This window comes from Clostridioides sp. ES-S-0108-01 (assembly GCF_020662285.1).
Lineage (GTDB): Bacteria > Bacillota > Clostridia > Peptostreptococcales > Peptostreptococcaceae > Clostridioides.
Genome location: NZ_JADGMN010000035.1, coordinates 1 through 17,575, shown reverse-complemented (window position 1 = coordinate 17,575; position 17,575 = coordinate 1). Strand labels below are relative to the sequence as shown.

Sequence of the window (17,575 nt, the reverse complement as noted above, 5' to 3'; positions counted from 1 at the left end):
CAATAAATGTGTATAAAATACCATTATTAGTATTTCCTGATAATAAAAAAATATTACTAGAATTGAAAGTTTCCAGTAATATTTAGTAGCAAAAATATATATTTACACAAATCTATATACATTCTCATATTTAGAGCCACTTATAAAATGTACATTCTAAAATATTAAAGCAATAATAAACAATTATTTATTATTGCTTTAGATAATTATTTCCATAACCTTTTATATACTTCTCTAAAGTCTTCTAAGCTTTCTAAGTATAAAGTTAAATGAGTATAATCTCCTATACTACATAAACTTAAGGAATTTCTATATAAATCTTCATTATCCCAAGATACTATTTTTATAGGAAGATTATTCTCTAACATTTGTTTTAACATAAGAAATCTGCCAATACGACCATTTCCATCTTGGAATGGATGTATTAGTTCAAATCTATAATGAAATTCAGCTATGGAGCTCATTGTTATCTCTTTCTGATTATAGTACCATTCAATCAATTCATCAAGTTTTGGTTCTACCTCAAATGGCTGTGCTATATCTGCATTAGTGCCTAGTATCATGTTTGGTATAGTTTTATATATACCAGACAGACTTCTAGAATGTAAAGTTGTATTGAACATTAAACTTGAATGTAATTTTTTCAAGAAACTATGTGTTATTTTTTCTCCTAATGAATCAATTGTTATATCAAAAACATAGCTGGAATTAACTGTTTCTTGCACATCATCTAATGTATGTCTTCCTGTAACAACATTCTTATCAAGTAGTAAAGCTAATGCTTCAGTAGTAAAAGTACTTCCTTCTATCTTATTAGAATGGTACAGAAAGTTATGTTTTAATACACCATATAGTGAATTTTTAATTTCTCTAGTTTCAAGTAATTTATCTAAAAACTGATTGTCCATATTACCACCTCAATCTATATCTTTATTATTATTTTTAAAGATTAATTACGATTTCTTGTAATCTCTATATTCTATACTTTCATTCTATCATATTTTCCAATATTATATATCTAGATTATAATACATATTTTACTTAGATGAATTGAAACACTTATACAAAATCGTTGCTTCTAGCTATATTTATAGCGGCATTATAATCTGAATCTAATTTCAATCCACATTTATTACATTTAAAACTACTTAAAATACGGTTGTTTTTATCTATATAACCAGATTTTGAACATTTCTGACTTGTGAAAGATGGATTAATATATCTTACTATAATTCCCTCTTTAGCTGCTTCATGTTCAAGACTTTGTTGAAAGTTAGCAATGTCCATCCATCGAATAGATTTTTACCAAATTTATTAACACGTAATTTTTCTAGATTTATATACTCACAGAAATTGTATTTAGCAAAATCTATTATATTATTAATTATTCTTTAGCTTTTTTATTTAATGAGAATATGACCATGCCCAACATTTCTTCCGTTATAATACCCTTTTCAAGACAATATCTAAATTTTGATGGAGTTTTCATATTTATTCACATCCTTTATAATATTGTTTTATGTCTGACATAAATTAAAACTTTAAGAATCTTATTTATACTATTTAAAAACATCGTATGTTATGGTTTAATATAATTATAATTTATTTTTCTAAAAATTGCATTTAAATAAGACTTTGTTATACTATGTTAGTTATAAAGATATTGAAAGTTGTTTAAATTAAACTAATTTCATTTTTTTGTATTTAATGATTTAATTATCATAAATTATATTTTTATTATAAATTAACTTTTTACACCTTTAAATTATTTTAACTCAAATAACCTATTAAACCTTTAATTATGGTATCTTCATATTCATAAATAGTTTTTATGTTGTAATCTTTCCAATCTCCATACTTGCAACTATCAATACTAATATATTTAACTTTTTCTGTCATTCATTAGATATATATTTGTATCATCATATAAAGTAATACAAACGCTATTACCTGTTTTTCCATCCTATGTTTTTTGCAAGTAAAGATATTCATTCACACTTATATAATCATCTTCTAACATTGCTTTTTTTACTAATTCAGCTATTATATTTACCTTACTTTTATCCATATCACTACCTCCTATTAAGTATAGTTATATTCTTTTTTACATCTCTCTATCAAATTTAAATGACTATTTAAGTCTTAATTCACTAAGTAGCATTTCTCCTACAAATATTACTATTGGAATATCTCCTAAATAATTATTTAAAAAGTATTCTTTAAATTTCTCTATGTATTCATTTGAATGCATATAAGGTGGATAATCACCATCATCTAAAAATTTGCAAAAATAATGCATTGCATCATTTAAGTAAGTCTCATTTTTATTGTATATTTAACCTCTCTCCTTTTAATTTTGCTGACAAGCAGCTTATTTTTGTTTGTATTAAAAAATACATTATTTTACCTCATATATAATATGGGGCAAAGATAATTTTTTTTGGAAAATAATATTATTGTAGAAATTCACATTATGGAAAATAAAAGGTAACTACTTCTTTTCAGAACTGGTAAATCCTATCTTTGTACAGTATGGAGATAATGTGAAAGTGAGCATGTCTGTGAGCTTCATTGACAGATTTTACAGTTTGAATTGATGTTTCATAAGGATATCAGTTGGAAAAATATTGAATAAGAAAGTATAAAGGCTTACATCCACTATCTATCCTATGTCCTAATTTTTTTAAACGTTTTGCACTTTCATATCCTAAACCTGTATTACCAACAGTTATAAATGTTACTGTCATAATCTATAATCACCCTTTAGGTTTAATTTATTGATCGAAATAAATGCACTTTAAAGACTTTTATGATAGAGTTTTAAAATAGTACTTGATTTACTTTATCAATACTGTAAGTTAAGAAAAATACTTATTTTACAGGGATGCAACTCAAGGTTGACAAAAATATAGTCAAATTGATAGTATGCAACCTGCATATTTGTTAAGATTTTAGTATAAAGGTTGAGGAGGAACAAAAATAGATATCTGAAAAAATCTTAAAATTAAGAAAAGCACATAATTTATCTCAGGAACATTTAGCAGAGCAACTTAGTGTGTCAAGACAAAGTGTATCAAAATGGGAAACATGTCAATCAGAAACAGAAAAAGTAATAGCTTTAGGTGAAATATTTAATGTTACAATAGATTATCTTTTGAAACCATCTGAAATAGATGAAATATCAATTAGAACAGAAATTTTAGAGAAGCAACAACAACAGTTAGTCGAAAAGGAAAGAAAAAATGATAGGGTTACATTTATTGTATTAAGTTGTCTCGCAATATATTTAATTGCATTCGCTATCTATATTATTGGTCACTTCTACTTTGAAATATGGAATCCAAGTATAATATTAAGTGAATTTGCAATAGCAATTGCTATTAATTTAAAACATAAGTATAGAACTAATAAAAATTCATCAAATGGCTAGATATATTGATTATTATTTATAATAAAATTAAAGTCCTTACAATCCATTTATTTAGATTATGAGGGCTTTTTTACTAGATATATTTAAATTGGCGTTTAGGGAATAGTATAAGTGAAATTTTTAGTCATCTTCTTCCCAGTTTTTTACCCACTCTTCCAATAAAGTTAACTTTTCATCTGTTAATTCTTCTTGGAACAATGACACTAAAAGGTTTTTTATAGAATTACACCCTAAGAGCTTATGTATTTTTTGTGATATAAATTCAGAATACTTATCTTCTTTAATTGAAATTGTATAGTATATACATTGACTTGTTTCTTGAACATATAAGAATCTTTTATTTGATAACTTAGACAAAGTTTTTAATGTTGTTTTTTCTGACCAGCTATATTTTTCTTTCATATAATTAACAACATCATATGATTTTACCCTTGTATCTAAACTCCAAATAAATTTCATTATAATTAATTCTGATTTTGATAATCTTCTCAAATACATAATTATCGCTCCAATCATTTGTTTATTTAACTAAATGTTACAGCAATAATTTTATATAATCAAATCCAATTATTACCATATATTTAGAACAACAATAAGTAGGTATTTACAAAATTTTGTTTTAATATTTTTAATTTATGGTATAATAAAAGCAAGGAAATATATTTTACTTAACTTTAAGTGATGTTTCCATTAACAATTAGATATTAATGTTTGTTTTTCTGGAACTTTATATTAAGTTCCCAACCACTCTTAGTTTTGAACTATACCCACTGTTTTATACAGTTAAAACATGTAAAAGTAGTTATAAAGTACTAGTGTCAATCATTAGTACTTTTTTTATTATACTCATATAATTAATATCTATATTTTAAAGTTTACTATCTAAAAAAGAGCACGTCAAATAAAACCCTAGATATTTAAATTTTTTTAGAGCTACTTAAAATAAATTATGCTACCTCTGTACTTAAATATTTCCTAAATTCAAGTGGAGACATAGAATTTAATCTCTTTTGATATCTAAAATTATTATAGTAATATATATAATCCTCTATTGCTTTGACTAATTGTTCGTATGTATCAAATTTCCTTAAATAGTACATTTCCACCTTTAAAATTCCCCAAAATCCTTCCATAGGAGCATTGTCAATACAACGACCAACTCTTGACATACTTTGCATCATGCCTTGTGCTAAAAGTTTTGATTTAACACACCTTACTAGTATACTGAAAACCTCTATCACTATGAAAAATAAGTTTTGCATTTGGATATAGTTCTATTGACTTATCAAAAGTTTCGAACACTAAGTTATTGTTATTTGATTTTCCAATAACATATGAAATTATACTTCTATCGCCTAAATCTAGAATTGCACTTAAATAGGCCTTCGTCCCATTGGTTAATTTAAATTCAGTTACATCTGTTAACCATTTTTGAGAGGTTTTATCTGCACTAAATTTTCTACTTAATACATTTTCAGAAATTACTTCTGGTGTACATTTAACATAACTGAATTTCTTTTTTCTACAAACAGACCTTAAGCCTACGGCTCTCATTAGTCTGTATACTCTCTTGTGATTGACATTAAGTTTATACTCTCTGTTTAACTGAAGAGTTATCCTTAAAGAGCCAAAAACCCCTTTCTTTTCTTCATATATCTTAGTTATCAAAGCTGCTAGTTTAATGTTTTCAAGTTCTAAATTACTTTTATCTCGACCAAGCCATTTATAGTATCCAGAACGATTTATTTTAGCGATTTTACATAATTGTATAAGCGAAGCTTTTTTTCATTGAATAAGGATTGAATCGCTTTATATTTATTTTCATTCTTGGATAGTGTAATTACCACCCTCTTTCTATGTTTTTTAACTTTTTTAAGAATTCATTCTCCAGTTGTAATTTGTGTTTTTCTTCTTTTACAATTTTCAATTCCAACTTTATTTCATCTAATTGAGTTAACTCATCTTCTTTTTTTGCTTTACCTCTTCGGTCCTCTAAACCAACTATCCCATTTTCTTTATATTTAAGAGTCCATCTTCTAACTTGGCTGTATGAAACAGAGTGTTTTTTTGCTATCAAATTGTAATTAAAATCATGTTCAACACAATCTTTAACAATTTCAACTCTTTCATCTAATGTTGTTTTTCTAGTCTCCATAAAGAGTCCTCCCTTCGGGGTTTCTTTTATTTCCTTATGAAGATTATACTCTTTAACCCAAGCTTTTAGTGGATGAACTGATCTCATTTTATATTTTTTTGAGATAGTGTCATAAGATCCTTCCCCATTTAGATAAGATTCTATAGCATTTAATTTAAACTCTTTAGAATAGAATGATTTGTGACTTTGTTTTATTAAACCATCATTTCCAAAAGTTTCATAATTTCGCATCCACTCTCTGAATGTACGTTTTCCAATATTTAATTCTTCGATTATTTTTATTACTGTATTTTCACCTTTTAAATATGATTCAATTGCTTCGATTTTTTGCTCTGATGAAACTTTAGTTTTAGACATAACAAAACCCTCCTAGTTTTAGACAGTTTTACATATTTCAACTGTCTCCTAAGAGGGGTATAGTTTAAAAAATAGTTTTAATTTTAAAATTATGAACTCCACTCTACTGCTAAATAGATTGTAATTCTTCTTGCTTTTATTATATCACAAAATTAATAATAAGATACAATTTTACATAATTTTAAATATAAGAAAAATAGTAATTGAATGTGATGAAAGAAGATATTATAAATTTAAAAATAATTTATAATTAAAATTATAAAAAAATTAGTATAAAAAATAAAATATAACTTATATAATAAGTTATATTTTATTTTTTTATGAAGTCAATTAAGATCTAAACTATATTAGAATTAATTTTAGAGATAAGATAAAAAATACAATCTATAAAAGTGAAATTCATGCATGAAAGATTATTGTTAAAAGTAGTAAAAATCAATTTAAAAAAGATTAACTATGCCCAGAATATATTTTCTTTTTAACTAAAAAACCTCCTATACCCAACATATTATAAACTATCAATAAATCTATACAATTTCTCATGTTATACATTAAATTTAAAGGTACTATAAATGCTATAGATGATAAAATGAACCCTAGAAGCAATTCCTTTTTGAAATCTGAATACATTATCCCTTGTATAACAAAGATGATTGGAAACAGTAAAAATAATCCAAGTAATATGTTTTTTTCAGCTCTGCCCCATAGAGTTATTACAAGTATTATCATACTTGGTAATATTATAGACAGTGTTTTCTTCATAAAATGCCCCCCTTTTTATTATACAATTCACAGTGTATAACTAGTAACTTTCTTATATTGTAAATATGAATGAATAATTTTCCAACTAAATATTATCTATTTTTATATACATTTCTATGTATTTTATTTTTATCAAATCTATCTATAAATTCATTTTTTTCTTCACTGTATCCTATAGATATAAGGGCATAAGGCACTAGTCTTACTGGTAAGTCTAAAGCTTGTGTAACTTTATTTACCACTTTATTTTTAGGAAACACTCCTGCCCAACAAGCAGCTAGATCTTGATTAGTAGCTTCTAATAATAAATTTTGTGTACAAGAACTAAAGTCTTGTATCCATTTGCATTTAAATTACTGTACCATTAAGGTTTCTAGAAGATTTAATTTTAAAAATATAAATATTTTTAAAATTTTTGTCCAAAAATTGAGTTTGGATACGTTATATATGTAAAGGTTTAATTTTAAAACCTTAAAGTCACCATAGTTAGGGGGATTTAAATGAAGAATAAAAGAATTAATCGTATTTTATCCACAACAATGGCAACTGTGATAATATCTTTACCGCTTGTCACTACAGCAAATGCAATGGAAAAGACAGAATCAGATAATAATGTAAAAATAGAGTTGTCTGACAAAGAAGTAGAGGAGTTACATAATTACTGGCCTGAAGATAAAATTTTTTCAGATGAAAAAATTGATGAAATGTTAATTAAAACTGGTCAATTTACTCAAGAAGAATTGGATAAAATCAATCAAGAAGTTGATGATTATGTTAAGAAAATCAATCAAAATTCTCGTGTAAAGTATATAAATGGATACAACAAGTACAGAACCTTTGTCAAAAATGGTAAAAACTATTTATATATTTATGTAAGTGGGAAAACTTTAAAGAAAATAAAAGCTGGCGCAGATATTGCATCTACTTTTGGAGGCTTTTTACCAAAACTTTGGGTAGGGCTTGCTGTAGTAGTTATTGGAAAGATAATAACTACTAGCATGAATGGTATAAATACTAATTATGGAATTGTTTTATCATATATAGAGGATAAGTGGAATTTCCAAGGTGCAACATATACTTATAGATATGATCATTGGTTCTATCAGACTTAAAAAATATGCTTTTTTAGGAGGAGTAATATGAAAAAAAGGCTTTATAAAGTTTTTTTAAAAACAATTCCGAATTTGATAATTGTATTATTATCACTTGCATTATCATTTTATACTAATACATTTGACATTGATTTAAAAATATTACTTTTAATACCTTTAGCATATGTACTTTTATTTATATATTATTATATTAAAATAAAAAAAGATTGATTTTTTATAGAATTAAATTTATGCAATAAATGTAAAAAGTAACTAATCCTAAAATGGATGTTTAGGTACTTACTCATTCCAGATAAAGTTAATGCCCTTAAAATCCAAAGAAATAGATTTTAAGGGTATTTTTACTATGTATTTTCATTTATATTACTAAATGTTATCTGTCTTTATATATATTTCTATGTATTTTACCTTTATCAAATCTATCTATAAATTCATTTTTTTCTTCGCTATATCCTATAGATACTAGGGCATAAGGTACTAGTTTTACTGGTAAATCTAGAGTTTGTCTAATCTTACTTACCACTTTGTTTTTAGGAAAAACACCTGTCCAACAAGCAGCTAATCCTTGATTTGTAGCTTCTAACAATAAATTCTGTGTACAAGCACCTAAATCTTGCATCCATTTACCAGGCTTCAAGAATCTATCTCTATTTCCAAGTACTACTATACATAGTGGTGCGAATTCTATATGCTTTGCTCTATGTTGTGACTCTGATAGTTCTTTTAAGAGGTATTTATCATCCACTACAATAAATTCCCATGGTTGAGCGTTTTTTGATGATGGTGCTTGCATAGCTGATTTTAGTATTTCAGTTACTTTGCTTTCTTCTACTTTTTTACCTATATAGGTTCTTATTGAACGTCTATTTTTTATAACTTCCAACATATAGATTCTCCTTTAAATAAAATTATTTATATTTATATAATATCATTACTTTAAATTCAATCTATAGATTATATAAAAAAATAAACACCTATTTTTTAATAGAATAATAGAATTTATAAAGTAATATAAAAAATAAATTATTTTATAAGTTAATATATAATTTAAAACATGTAATATTAGTTCTAAATACAGGCATAACAATACTCTATTTAAATAGAATTATATATGCATATATGTTATAATTAGACTCTAAAATATTGATTCGATATATTTACTTTGGGGGAATTATAAATGTTAATTTATTTATCAATGCTTGAGTTTGAAGAAGATAAAATCAAGTTTGAAAAGATATATGAAAAATATAGACAGATAATGTTTTATGTGGCAAATAAAATATTAAAGGATGATCATTTAGCAGAAGATGCTGTACATAATGCTTTTCTAAGAATAATTAAAAATATAGATAAAATTGATGAAGTAGATAGTCCAAGAACAAAGGCTTTTATCGTTATAATAGTAGAAAGGATTGCTATAGACTTTTACAGAAAAAGAAAAAGAGAAAAGGTATCTGATATTGAAGAAGAGTATAAAAACAGGGCGATAAATTTTTCTATAGAAGATAAAGTATGTGAAAGTAATTTAGCTATAGCACTTGCAAAACTTAATGAAAGTTACTTTCAAGTGCTTTCTTTAAAGTTCCAGTATGGTTTTTCAAATAAAGAAATAGCAAATGTATTAAATTTAGGGGAGGAGAATGTATATAAGAGGATTCAACGTGCTAGGAAAAAATTAAAAGAAATATTAGAAGAAATGGAGGTTGGAAATATTGAGTAATAAAAAAGATGATTTTGATATTACAGATGATATGCTTCAAGAAGGTATCCCAATCGCGACAAAAATTATTCTTGACAGCCTTCCTTCAGATGATGAATTAAATCATGTTTTTTCAAAAGGTTTTGAACGAAAGATGAAAAAACTTATTAAGCAGCAAAAAAGAAGTAGTCTTACAAATAAGATTATTTTTTACTCAAAACGAACAGCTATTGTATTTTTAATAGTTTTAGCTAGTTTATTTACTATTACTATGAGTAGTGAGGCATTGCGTACACGTTTATATGAATTGGTAATAAGAGTATATGAAGATTTAACTTCTTTTGTATTTTCAAATAAGGAAAATATTGAAATCAAAAACCTTAAGATTAAAGAACCAGGATACATCCCAGAAGGATTCAAAGAAGCAGATAGGGTTGATAATTTTATGATTGCATATGAAAATGAAAAAGGTATAAGAATAGAATATACAAGTACTGAAATTGATACGAATTCTATTATATTAGATACAGAAAATGCAAAAGTTAAAGATATATTTATAAATGGGTATAAGGCAAAATATATAGAAAAAGAAACTTTCTTACAAGTATTTTGGAATGACAACAACTTTATATATCTGTTAAATGTAGATTATCAAAATAATAAGGATTTAGAATTATATAAAAATATTTTATTAAAAATGGCTAAAAGCATAAAATAATTTCTTAAGTGTCCAAAAACCATCTCTTTATTCGTTATATATTTGATGTTATAAAAATTTATAAGAAAAAGAGGTGGTTTTTATAGTTTAAAAAATGGAATGTAAGTCAAATACAAATATATCTTAGCTATTATAACTAAGACAAGACAAAGCAATAAGCCTTTTATATTAGAAAAATGATTTAAAACTCAAAGAACCTATTTATTAGTAAAACCTGATCTAAATTGGGTATTTATGATTTATTAATATAATTACAAGTTTATATATGTTTATTGGGGGATAGTTACAATATATAGTATTCTAGGTATTTATAACTATTATAGCTATGAATATCTATTTTGGAATTATGATAAAAATTTAATAAAAAATTTTATATAAGTGTCCAGAAATCACTTCTTTATTCGTTATATATTAAGTAAAAAATAATAAAAAGCAAATGAAGGGGTGATTTTATGGTTTGGAAAAAAATGATTATAAGTAGTATGTGCGCTTTAATATGTTCATCAGCAATTGCGATGCCTATATTTGCCGATGAATATAAAGACAAGAATATTGAACAATATTCAGCTGTAGACTATATAGATGATACTATGGTAAAAATGTCTTATATTAAGTCTGGTACTTGTACTTTAAATATTTCAGGAAACACAGCGAGAGTAATCTGTTCCATTAGAGGTTCATCAAATGTGAAAAGTACATCAATTATTGCTAGGTTACAGAAAAGTAATGACAATGGAAAAACATGGTCAACAATTCAAACTTGGAATGCTTCAGGAAATAGTTCATGTACTCTTTCTAAATCAAAAACTATAGGAAGAGGATACTACAGAGTTCATTCTACAATAAAAGCAAATTCTGAAAGCAAAAATATAGTAAGTAGTGAAAAAAGATATTAAAAAAATATTGCATACATAAGATTAGGTGACTATAAATAATATATCTTGAATGGCCAATTATATTAATTCAGTCTGCTAATTTTCTATTATTAATAATAATACTTATACTTGTAATTGATATTTTTAAAAAGTAATAAACTTCAGGTAATTTTACATATAACACAAATATAAAAGGAATAGATATTATCTATTCCTTTGAGACTGTAAATTAATTTGTGCTTTTAAAGATAATTTCTACTTTATAGCAACAATTATTTATTTACTATTAATATTTCCCAATATATGAATTTTATTCTAATAAATTGTAAAAAATATATACTGGGATATTTCTAAATATTTTTGGAAAACATATATATTATGGCAAATTTTTAGAATGTGATTTTTTAAAATTATATTCTATTATCAAAGAATATAGATAACTGATTATATATACTATCCCAGTTTCTATATCTCATAGTCCATTTTTTCATCACATTTTCACTTGCTAAGAACAATATTTTTAATAGTGAATCGTCTGATGGAAAAGTGGACTTTGTTTTTGTGACTTTTCTAAACTGTCTATTAAGTCCTTCAATTATATTTGTAGTGTACATTATAGTCCTTATTTCTTCAGGAAAACTAAAAAATGGTGCTATAACATCCCAGTTATTTCTCCAAATTTTAATTGCCGAAGGATACTGTTTACCCCATTTTTCATCTATTTTATCTAAAGCCGATGAGGCTTCTTGTTACTTCTATTGTCTTATGACCTAATATCTTTCTTATAAGTTCTAAAGCGTAAGTCTTATTTTCTTCTTCATCATAAATATGTCTTGCAAATGTCTTTCTTAAAGAGTGTGTTGCAACATTTTCTTTTATTCCTACTATTTGTGCTGCATCTTTTATTATTCTTCCTGCTTGTCTTGTTTGGATGGGTCTATTAAATTTCTGTCTCTTATTACTTTCAAATAAGAATTCTTCTCCAGGTTTATCTTGAGTATAGTTTTCTATAGCACTCTTTATTACATCAGATAAGAAAACTTCTCTATCATAATCTCTTTTTTCCTCTATAACTCTAATCCAATCCTTAGATACCCTTATCTTTTTACCTTTTTTATCCCACTTAACATCTGTTACATCTGCAACTTTAAGTGCTAATATATCCCCTATTCTAAGTCCAGTACACATTCCAAATAGAGCTAATAAGTAATTTCTTTCATTCCATTCCTCTAAAAAATTTAAAAGTCTAAATACATCTTCAATATCTTTTATAGGATTAACTTTTTGTCCTTTATGTGCTTCCATTCATTAAAAACACTCCTTATTCCCATAGTAATTTTTTCTTTGTCTCTCTTGAACTAACATCTTTAAATCTTCATCTACATTAGCAAAAGAATCTGTAATTATAGAGGTTATATCATTTGTAGTGTATCTTCTCTCTTTCGAATAAGTACTGGTTTTTATTCTAAATCCTAAGTCATTTACAGTTCTAGTTACTTTCACCACATTTTCTAACTGTAAATATAACTTAAATGTAACTAATTCAACATGATCAGACTCATCAATTATACTTTCTTCTAAAACTTTTAAATATAAATCTAACTTGTCAATCTTGGAGTTATAATTTCTTTTAATCTTCTTTTTTAGTTTCAGGAGTTTTTCTTGTTTTTTCTTTATAAAATCTAAAGAACATTCTCTTCCATACATACCTGGAGTTTCTCTCATTACATTGTCATAATACTTTAGATTATCTGGTATATATGCAGCACTTAAAATTTCTTCTGTTATATCTCGTTTAATTTCAAACACCTCTTTTAAAAAGTACTTATTTTATTGCATAAAAAAATACCATCTATTTAGATAGCATTAAATTATATCTATTAATTCTTTAATTTTCCTATATATCTCTTTATAGTTCATATCTTTATCTATTAACTTAGGTAACTTCATAGATATGACTCTTTCAAGTGCTTGTATATCAAATAATTCACTTTGATTTAACTCATCTCTTTTTACATCCTTTGGTATTCCTAATTTTGTTCTTACAAGTTCAGTGAAATGTTTATAATACATTTGAGGCTTATTACTCCCTTGACTAATAGCATAATAAACAAACTCTTGAATTTCATCTGTGAAGTCTTTTCTTACTTTTTTGCCTTCTGTTCTTATGTTTATCCATTCTTGGTCTTTTTCTGTAGCAATATAATAACCATGTATTCTAATTTGTTTAAGTACTTTAGAAACCCACTTTGTAAATAGTTTTGCTTCTGGTTTATTACTTCTAAATGACATATTATATACTGCTTCTTCTGTAATGAATATGGTACCAAAGTTTGGCAATTTACTTTTAAAATTTCTAGTGTCGGAATCTCCGACAGTAGACTCATTAAATTTCTTTTTATATTCTCTATCTATATTTCTTAAAGTATCACGAATATTTACTATGCCTAATTCTTCTCCTACATCATTTGCATTAAACCAAACCTCACTACCATCCTTTGACCATATCATTCTTATATTTTTCTCTTGCAAAACTTTCAACATACTACGCCCTCCTAGTCTAATGATTGAATTTTTATATAAAAAAAGACCCAGAATATAAATTCCAAGCCATTTTTTATTAAATATGTTTTTCTCACAATACAATCTTATCATGATTAAAAGACACAAATCGTACATAAATCGGTCATAAATAGTACATAAATCGTCTACAAAAAAGACATTATTTACATTTAAATCTATTCAATTAAATTAAGAGCATACTTTACAATATGCTCTTAAGAAAGATATTTCTTGTTTATAGGTTATAATATTTCTCTAGTATTTTTATTTTTATAATTTCAAAAATAAAAATTAGAATCACAGTTATTATCATATTTCTTGTACTATTTTCTATAATATTATAATGAAATAATGCAAAAACAATAATTAATGAAATTATATTTATAGCACCAGAAATCAAGAATGCCTTTTTCTTATTATTCATATATTCCCTCTCTAGAGTATCTAAATTAGTCTATATCAAGCATTTTTAAGTACTTCTCATTAACTTTATATACATCCTTTTCTCTAGATAAAATCTCTATCTCTTCAAGATTATTAAATACTTCCATCAACTGGTCAACTAATTCAATTTCCTTTATTCCAGCCTTTAAGTATCTACTTTTATTCTTTTTAATATAGTTTTCTAATGTCATAGAATAGTTATCTTTACTACAGATATATTTTAATATATGTTCTTCTGTTGCTGATAGAGTAATATCATTTTCAAATAACTCTTCTTTCAATACACTCTCTAAAGACTTTCTATCATGCATGTCTCTCATTTCATTTATAGACTGTATTATGGACTTTAACATGAACTCTATAAATACAGTTAAATTATATCCCTTATTCTCTACATCTAGTATAGCCTTATAATACTTAGTTCTGTTTTTAGATATCATATATGATATTGAAAACTCCTTGAAAGTATCATATCCTTTATCAATTAAATATAGATAAGATAAGGCTCTTGATGTTCTTCCATTACCATCACTAAAAGGATGAACATATACAAAGTAGAAATGAATTATTGTACTCTTTACTAAATCATTTACTTTACTATTTTCCATAAAAGTTATTAATTCATCCATAAAGTCATATATTTTCAAAGGATCAAGTCCTGTATGTATAATCTCACCTTTTGAATCACATACATATACTTTTTCAGTTCTGTACTCATATTCTTCTGAATCTAAGCAGTTTTCACCCAATATATGATGTAAATTATATATAAATTTGTGACTATATAACTTATCTAAATTATCTAATCCATATTCTAAGGCTCTATGATTATTGTAAATCATATACTCACTTTTATTACTTGGTTTCATCTTTCCTCTAATTATAGATTTTGCAATCTTTCTAGTTGAAAAAGCACCTTCAATTACACTAGAATAATAAGACTCTAAGGCTAAATCATTTTTATCTTCTATTATTTTAAATATCTTACTTGATGTTAATCTATCTATTTCATCTATTGAATTTAATATGTTATAAGTTTCATGATAGTATAGTTCTTTATCATCAAAACTCTTTAAGGAAAGTATAATTTTATCTCCAGTAGAGTATTTATTTTTGTATTCTTCTATTGTCAGTTTAATCACCACCTTAGTTTATCTTTATCTATTAATATTAACAAAAAGTATTAGTTTTTACACTATTTTTGATTGTTTATTTTATATATTATGATTCTACTTCTGATAATTAAATCTTATTGAAAATACATTTTTGAAATTTAATAAAAAAATTTATACATAAGTGTCTAAAAAACGATTCTTTATTCGTTATATATATAAATAATACTAGAAAGGGAGGATTATATAATGCTATTTAGTAAACACTCTTTTGTAAGAAAACGGTAATAAACTTGTTTTAAATTTTAGTAGAATATGATTCCTGTTTTGACAAGTATTAATACATATATTAAAGAGGGATGTTTAATATGTTAAATAAAAAAAATATAAGTTCAATTATTATGACAATGATTTTAAGCTTATCAACTACTGTATTTGTTTTCGCTGATAAAAATACTAATGTGAAAGGACAAGATATAACCAAATATAATGAAGAAATGGTCTCTAAAAACTTAGAAGATTTAAGTATAGAACAATTAATAGATATTAGAGATAAAGCTATTGATAAAAATTTAGAAGGTCTTAGAAAATTTGGAGAAGATTCAGTGAAAGAACGTAAAGATTCAATTTTAAACTTTGAATTTGGATTAGTAGCTTTTGTTAACAAAAATTATAGTAACTTAACAGAAAAAGAGAAATTAATAAGGCAAATCAATATTGTTGAGTATGAAAATTCTATAAATGATATAATGGATCCTTCAGGCGATTTTTTCAAAGTAACAAACCAAAGTTATCAGATTAATGAATTTGTATTAAAAAATGGAAAAAACTATAAAGAGTGGTCGTATGAATATGTAGAGTTTTTGATTGAGCATTTAGAGGATTTATGTAATTTTGTAGATTTCGATGCAAAATATGTAATAGAAATGGTTGATCCTTCAATAAAACCAGATCTTTCAGATAATCAAAAGAAATCTCTAAATAATGAATTAATAAAAATGTATTCAAGTAATACTCTAAGTACAAATATAAAAGATGAAATAGAAAACTGGGAAAATAATTTAAATATTAATGAGAAAAATTCAAATGAACCTTTACCAAGAGTAAGCCCTTCTAGTTATAGACAACAAGCATTAGCTTATGCTAAAAAACATGGCTATACTAATGGTTATTATGGTAGTACAAACCGAAAAAATAATGCACCTTCTCCATATTATAATTTTCAAAAAGATGGATATGGAGATTGTGCTAACTTTGTTTCACAATGCTTACATGAAGCTGGAGTAACATTCTGGACTAATAATAATCCATGGTATTATTATTCTACTAGTAATATATATAATCCTCTATTGCTTTGACTAATTGTTCGTATGTATCAAATTTCCTTAAATAGTACATTTCCACCTTTAAAATTCCCCAAAATCCTTCCATAGGAGCATTGTCAATACAACGCCCAACTCTTGACATACTTTGCATCATGCCTTGTGCTAAAAGTTTCGATTTAAATACCTTACTAGTATACTGAAAACCTCTATCACTATGAAAAATAGGTTTTGCATTTGGATATAGTTCTATTGCTTTATCAAAAGTTTCGAACACCAAGTTATTGTTATTTGATTTTCCAATAACATATGAAATTATACTTCTATCGCCTAAATCTAGAATTGCACTTAAATAGGCCTTCGCCCCATTGGTTAATTTAAATTCAGTTACATCTGTTAACCATTTTTGAGAGGTTTTATCTGCACTAAATTTTCTACTTAATACATTTTCAGCGATTACTTCTGGTGTACATTTAACATAACTAAATTTCTTTTTTCTACAAATAGATCTTAAGCCTACGGCTCTCATTAGTCTGTACACTCTCTTGTGATTGACATTAAGTTTATACTCTCTATTTAACTGCAGAGTCATCCTTAAAGAGCCAAAAACCCCATTCTTTTCTTCATATATCTTAGTTATCAAAGCTACTAATTTAATGTTTTCAAGTTCTAAATTACTTTTATCTCGACCAAGCCATTTATAGCATCCAGAACGATTTATTTTAGCAATTTTACATAATTGGATAAGCGAAGCTTTTTTTTCATTGAATAAGGATTGAAGTACTTTATATTTGTCTTCATTCTTAGATAGTGTAATTACCACCTTCTTTCTATGTTTTTTAACTTTTTTAAGAATTCATTCTCCAGTTGTAATTTGTGTTTTTCTGCTTTTACAATTTTCAATTCCAACTTTACCTTATCTAATTGAGTCAACTCATTTTCTTTTTTTGCTTTACCTCTTCGGTCTTCTAATCCAGATATCCCTTTATCTTTATATTTAAGTGTCCATCTTCTAACTTGACTGTAT

General features: G+C 25.5%; 25 protein-coding genes and 2 pseudogenes. 7 read left to right on the top strand and 20 right to left on the bottom strand.

The window, feature by feature from the left end:
* Positions 1–206 precede the first annotated feature (206 nt).
* The 5 genes from IR152_RS18885 to IR152_RS20175 form a co-directional block, all read right to left on the bottom strand.
* The gene (locus tag IR152_RS18885) at positions 207–908 is read right to left on the bottom strand and encodes a Fic family protein (RefSeq protein WP_227453381.1); all 702 of its coding nucleotides are present in this window, start codon (positions 906–908) and stop codon (positions 207–209) included.
* Between the two features lie 151 nt (positions 909–1,059).
* Positions 1,060–1,287 (bottom strand): transposase, encoded by a 228-nt coding sequence (locus IR152_RS18880; protein ID WP_227453380.1) that lies wholly within the window; start codon positions 1,285–1,287, stop codon positions 1,060–1,062.
* Positions 1,288–1,770: 483 nt separating this feature from the next.
* Complete coding sequence (locus tag IR152_RS20180) at positions 1,771–1,899, bottom strand: hypothetical protein (protein ID WP_255625023.1); 129 nt, start codon at positions 1,897–1,899, stop codon at positions 1,771–1,773.
* A 232-nt stretch (positions 1,900–2,131) separates the two neighbouring features.
* The gene (locus tag IR152_RS18875) at positions 2,132–2,299 is read right to left on the bottom strand and encodes a hypothetical protein (RefSeq protein WP_227453379.1); all 168 of its coding nucleotides are present in this window, start codon (positions 2,297–2,299) and stop codon (positions 2,132–2,134) included.
* Between the two features lie 313 nt (positions 2,300–2,612).
* On the bottom strand, positions 2,613–2,747 hold the full coding sequence (locus IR152_RS20175) for a hypothetical protein (protein ID WP_255625022.1): 135 nt from the start codon (positions 2,745–2,747) through the stop codon (positions 2,613–2,615).
* A gap of 236 nt (positions 2,748–2,983) precedes the next feature.
* Here IR152_RS20175 and IR152_RS18870 point away from each other — a divergent pair, with 236 nt between their 5' ends.
* Positions 2,984–3,430: a helix-turn-helix domain-containing protein gene (locus IR152_RS18870; RefSeq protein WP_227453384.1), complete on the top strand. Its 447-nt coding sequence runs from the start codon at positions 2,984–2,986 to the stop codon at positions 3,428–3,430.
* 120 nt (positions 3,431–3,550) lie between these two features.
* On the opposite strand, the gene IR152_RS18865 is transcribed toward IR152_RS18870, so the two are convergent.
* The 6 genes from IR152_RS18865 to IR152_RS18840 form a co-directional block, all read right to left on the bottom strand.
* Positions 3,551–3,928, bottom strand: a complete 378-nt coding sequence (locus IR152_RS18865) for a BlaI/MecI/CopY family transcriptional regulator (protein ID WP_227453378.1) — start codon at positions 3,926–3,928, stop codon at positions 3,551–3,553.
* A 449-nt stretch (positions 3,929–4,377) separates the two neighbouring features.
* Entirely contained in the window at positions 4,378–4,611 is a 234-nt protein-coding gene (locus tag IR152_RS18860; protein WP_255625021.1) for an IS3 family transposase, read from the bottom strand.
* Positions 4,612–4,633: 22 nt separating this feature from the next.
* Complete coding sequence (locus IR152_RS18855; RefSeq protein ID WP_227453382.1) at positions 4,634–5,200, bottom strand: IS3 family transposase; 567 nt, start codon at positions 5,198–5,200, stop codon at positions 4,634–4,636.
* A 70-nt stretch (positions 5,201–5,270) separates the two neighbouring features.
* Entirely contained in the window at positions 5,271–5,942 is a 672-nt protein-coding gene (locus tag IR152_RS18850) for a helix-turn-helix domain-containing protein (protein ID WP_227453377.1), read from the bottom strand.
* 450 nt (positions 5,943–6,392) lie between these two features.
* Positions 6,393–6,704 carry a hypothetical protein gene (locus IR152_RS18845; protein ID WP_227453376.1) on the bottom strand — a complete coding sequence of 104 codons (312 nt, stop codon included), beginning with the start codon at positions 6,702–6,704 and terminating at the stop codon, positions 6,393–6,395.
* A gap of 92 nt (positions 6,705–6,796) precedes the next feature.
* Complete coding sequence (locus tag IR152_RS18840) at positions 6,797–7,042, bottom strand: nitroreductase family protein (protein ID WP_227437256.1); 246 nt, start codon at positions 7,040–7,042, stop codon at positions 6,797–6,799.
* A 162-nt stretch (positions 7,043–7,204) separates the two neighbouring features.
* Between IR152_RS18840 and IR152_RS18835 the strand changes: the two genes are divergently transcribed.
* Together IR152_RS18835 and IR152_RS18830 are read left to right on the top strand one after the other, a co-directional pair.
* Positions 7,205–7,816, top strand: coding sequence for a hypothetical protein (locus tag IR152_RS18835; protein ID WP_227453375.1), 612 nt, complete (start codon positions 7,205–7,207; stop codon positions 7,814–7,816).
* 27 nt (positions 7,817–7,843) lie between these two features.
* Complete coding sequence (locus IR152_RS18830; protein WP_227437169.1) at positions 7,844–8,026, top strand: hypothetical protein; 183 nt, start codon at positions 7,844–7,846, stop codon at positions 8,024–8,026.
* Positions 8,027–8,189: 163 nt separating this feature from the next.
* Here IR152_RS18830 and IR152_RS18825 read toward each other — a convergent pair whose 3' ends face one another.
* Positions 8,190–8,702, bottom strand: coding sequence for a nitroreductase family protein (locus tag IR152_RS18825; RefSeq protein WP_227453374.1), 513 nt, complete (start codon positions 8,700–8,702; stop codon positions 8,190–8,192).
* Between the two features lie 291 nt (positions 8,703–8,993).
* On the opposite strand from IR152_RS18825, the gene IR152_RS18820 reads away from it, so the two are divergent.
* The 3 genes from IR152_RS18820 (at position 8,994) to IR152_RS18810 (ending at position 11,129) form a co-directional block, all read left to right on the top strand.
* Positions 8,994–9,536 carry an RNA polymerase sigma factor gene (locus tag IR152_RS18820; protein WP_227453373.1) on the top strand — a complete coding sequence of 181 codons (543 nt, stop codon included), beginning with the start codon at positions 8,994–8,996 and terminating at the stop codon, positions 9,534–9,536.
* A complete protein-coding gene (locus tag IR152_RS18815) occupies positions 9,529–10,233 on the top strand; it encodes a DUF4367 domain-containing protein (protein WP_227453372.1) in 705 nt (234 codons plus the stop codon). The genes IR152_RS18820 and IR152_RS18815 overlap by 8 nt, the downstream gene beginning before the upstream one ends.
* Positions 10,234–10,685: 452 nt before the next feature.
* Complete coding sequence (locus tag IR152_RS18810; protein ID WP_227437160.1) at positions 10,686–11,129, top strand: hypothetical protein; 444 nt, start codon at positions 10,686–10,688, stop codon at positions 11,127–11,129.
* Between the two features lie 389 nt (positions 11,130–11,518).
* Here the strand turns inward: IR152_RS18810 and IR152_RS18805 are convergent.
* The 6 genes and pseudogenes from IR152_RS18805 to IR152_RS18780 all read right to left on the bottom strand — a co-directional run.
* Positions 11,519–11,842: pseudogene (locus IR152_RS18805) on the bottom strand (transposase); the annotation flags it as partial.
* Positions 11,832–12,413: a tyrosine-type recombinase/integrase gene (locus tag IR152_RS18800; protein WP_227453371.1), complete on the bottom strand. Its 582-nt coding sequence runs from the start codon at positions 12,411–12,413 to the stop codon at positions 11,832–11,834. The gene IR152_RS18800 and the pseudogene IR152_RS18805, both read right to left, overlap by 11 nt.
* A gap of 3 nt (positions 12,414–12,416) precedes the next feature.
* Complete coding sequence (locus IR152_RS18795; RefSeq protein ID WP_227453370.1) at positions 12,417–12,917, bottom strand: hypothetical protein; 501 nt, start codon at positions 12,915–12,917, stop codon at positions 12,417–12,419.
* Positions 12,918–12,974: 57 nt separating this feature from the next.
* A complete protein-coding gene (locus IR152_RS18790) occupies positions 12,975–13,652 on the bottom strand; it encodes a Bro-N domain-containing protein (RefSeq protein WP_227453369.1) in 678 nt (225 codons plus the stop codon).
* 253 nt (positions 13,653–13,905) lie between these two features.
* Complete coding sequence (locus tag IR152_RS18785; protein WP_227453368.1) at positions 13,906–14,094, bottom strand: hypothetical protein; 189 nt, start codon at positions 14,092–14,094, stop codon at positions 13,906–13,908.
* 25 nt (positions 14,095–14,119) lie between these two features.
* Positions 14,120–15,256, bottom strand: coding sequence for a Fic family protein (locus tag IR152_RS18780; protein WP_227453367.1), 1,137 nt, complete (start codon positions 15,254–15,256; stop codon positions 14,120–14,122).
* A 338-nt stretch (positions 15,257–15,594) separates the two neighbouring features.
* Here IR152_RS18780 and IR152_RS18775 point away from each other — a divergent pair, with 338 nt between their 5' ends.
* Positions 15,595–16,584 carry an amidase domain-containing protein gene (locus tag IR152_RS18775; RefSeq protein ID WP_227453366.1) on the top strand — a complete coding sequence of 330 codons (990 nt, stop codon included), beginning with the start codon at positions 15,595–15,597 and terminating at the stop codon, positions 16,582–16,584.
* Here the strand turns inward: IR152_RS18775 and IR152_RS18770 are convergent.
* Entirely contained in the window at positions 16,553–17,371 is an 819-nt protein-coding gene (locus IR152_RS18770) for an IS3 family transposase (protein ID WP_227453365.1), read from the bottom strand. The genes IR152_RS18775 and IR152_RS18770 overlap by 32 nt on opposite strands.
* Positions 17,365–17,575 (bottom strand): annotated as a pseudogene (locus IR152_RS18765) (transposase); the annotation flags it as partial. The pseudogene IR152_RS18765 and the gene IR152_RS18770, both read right to left, overlap by 7 nt.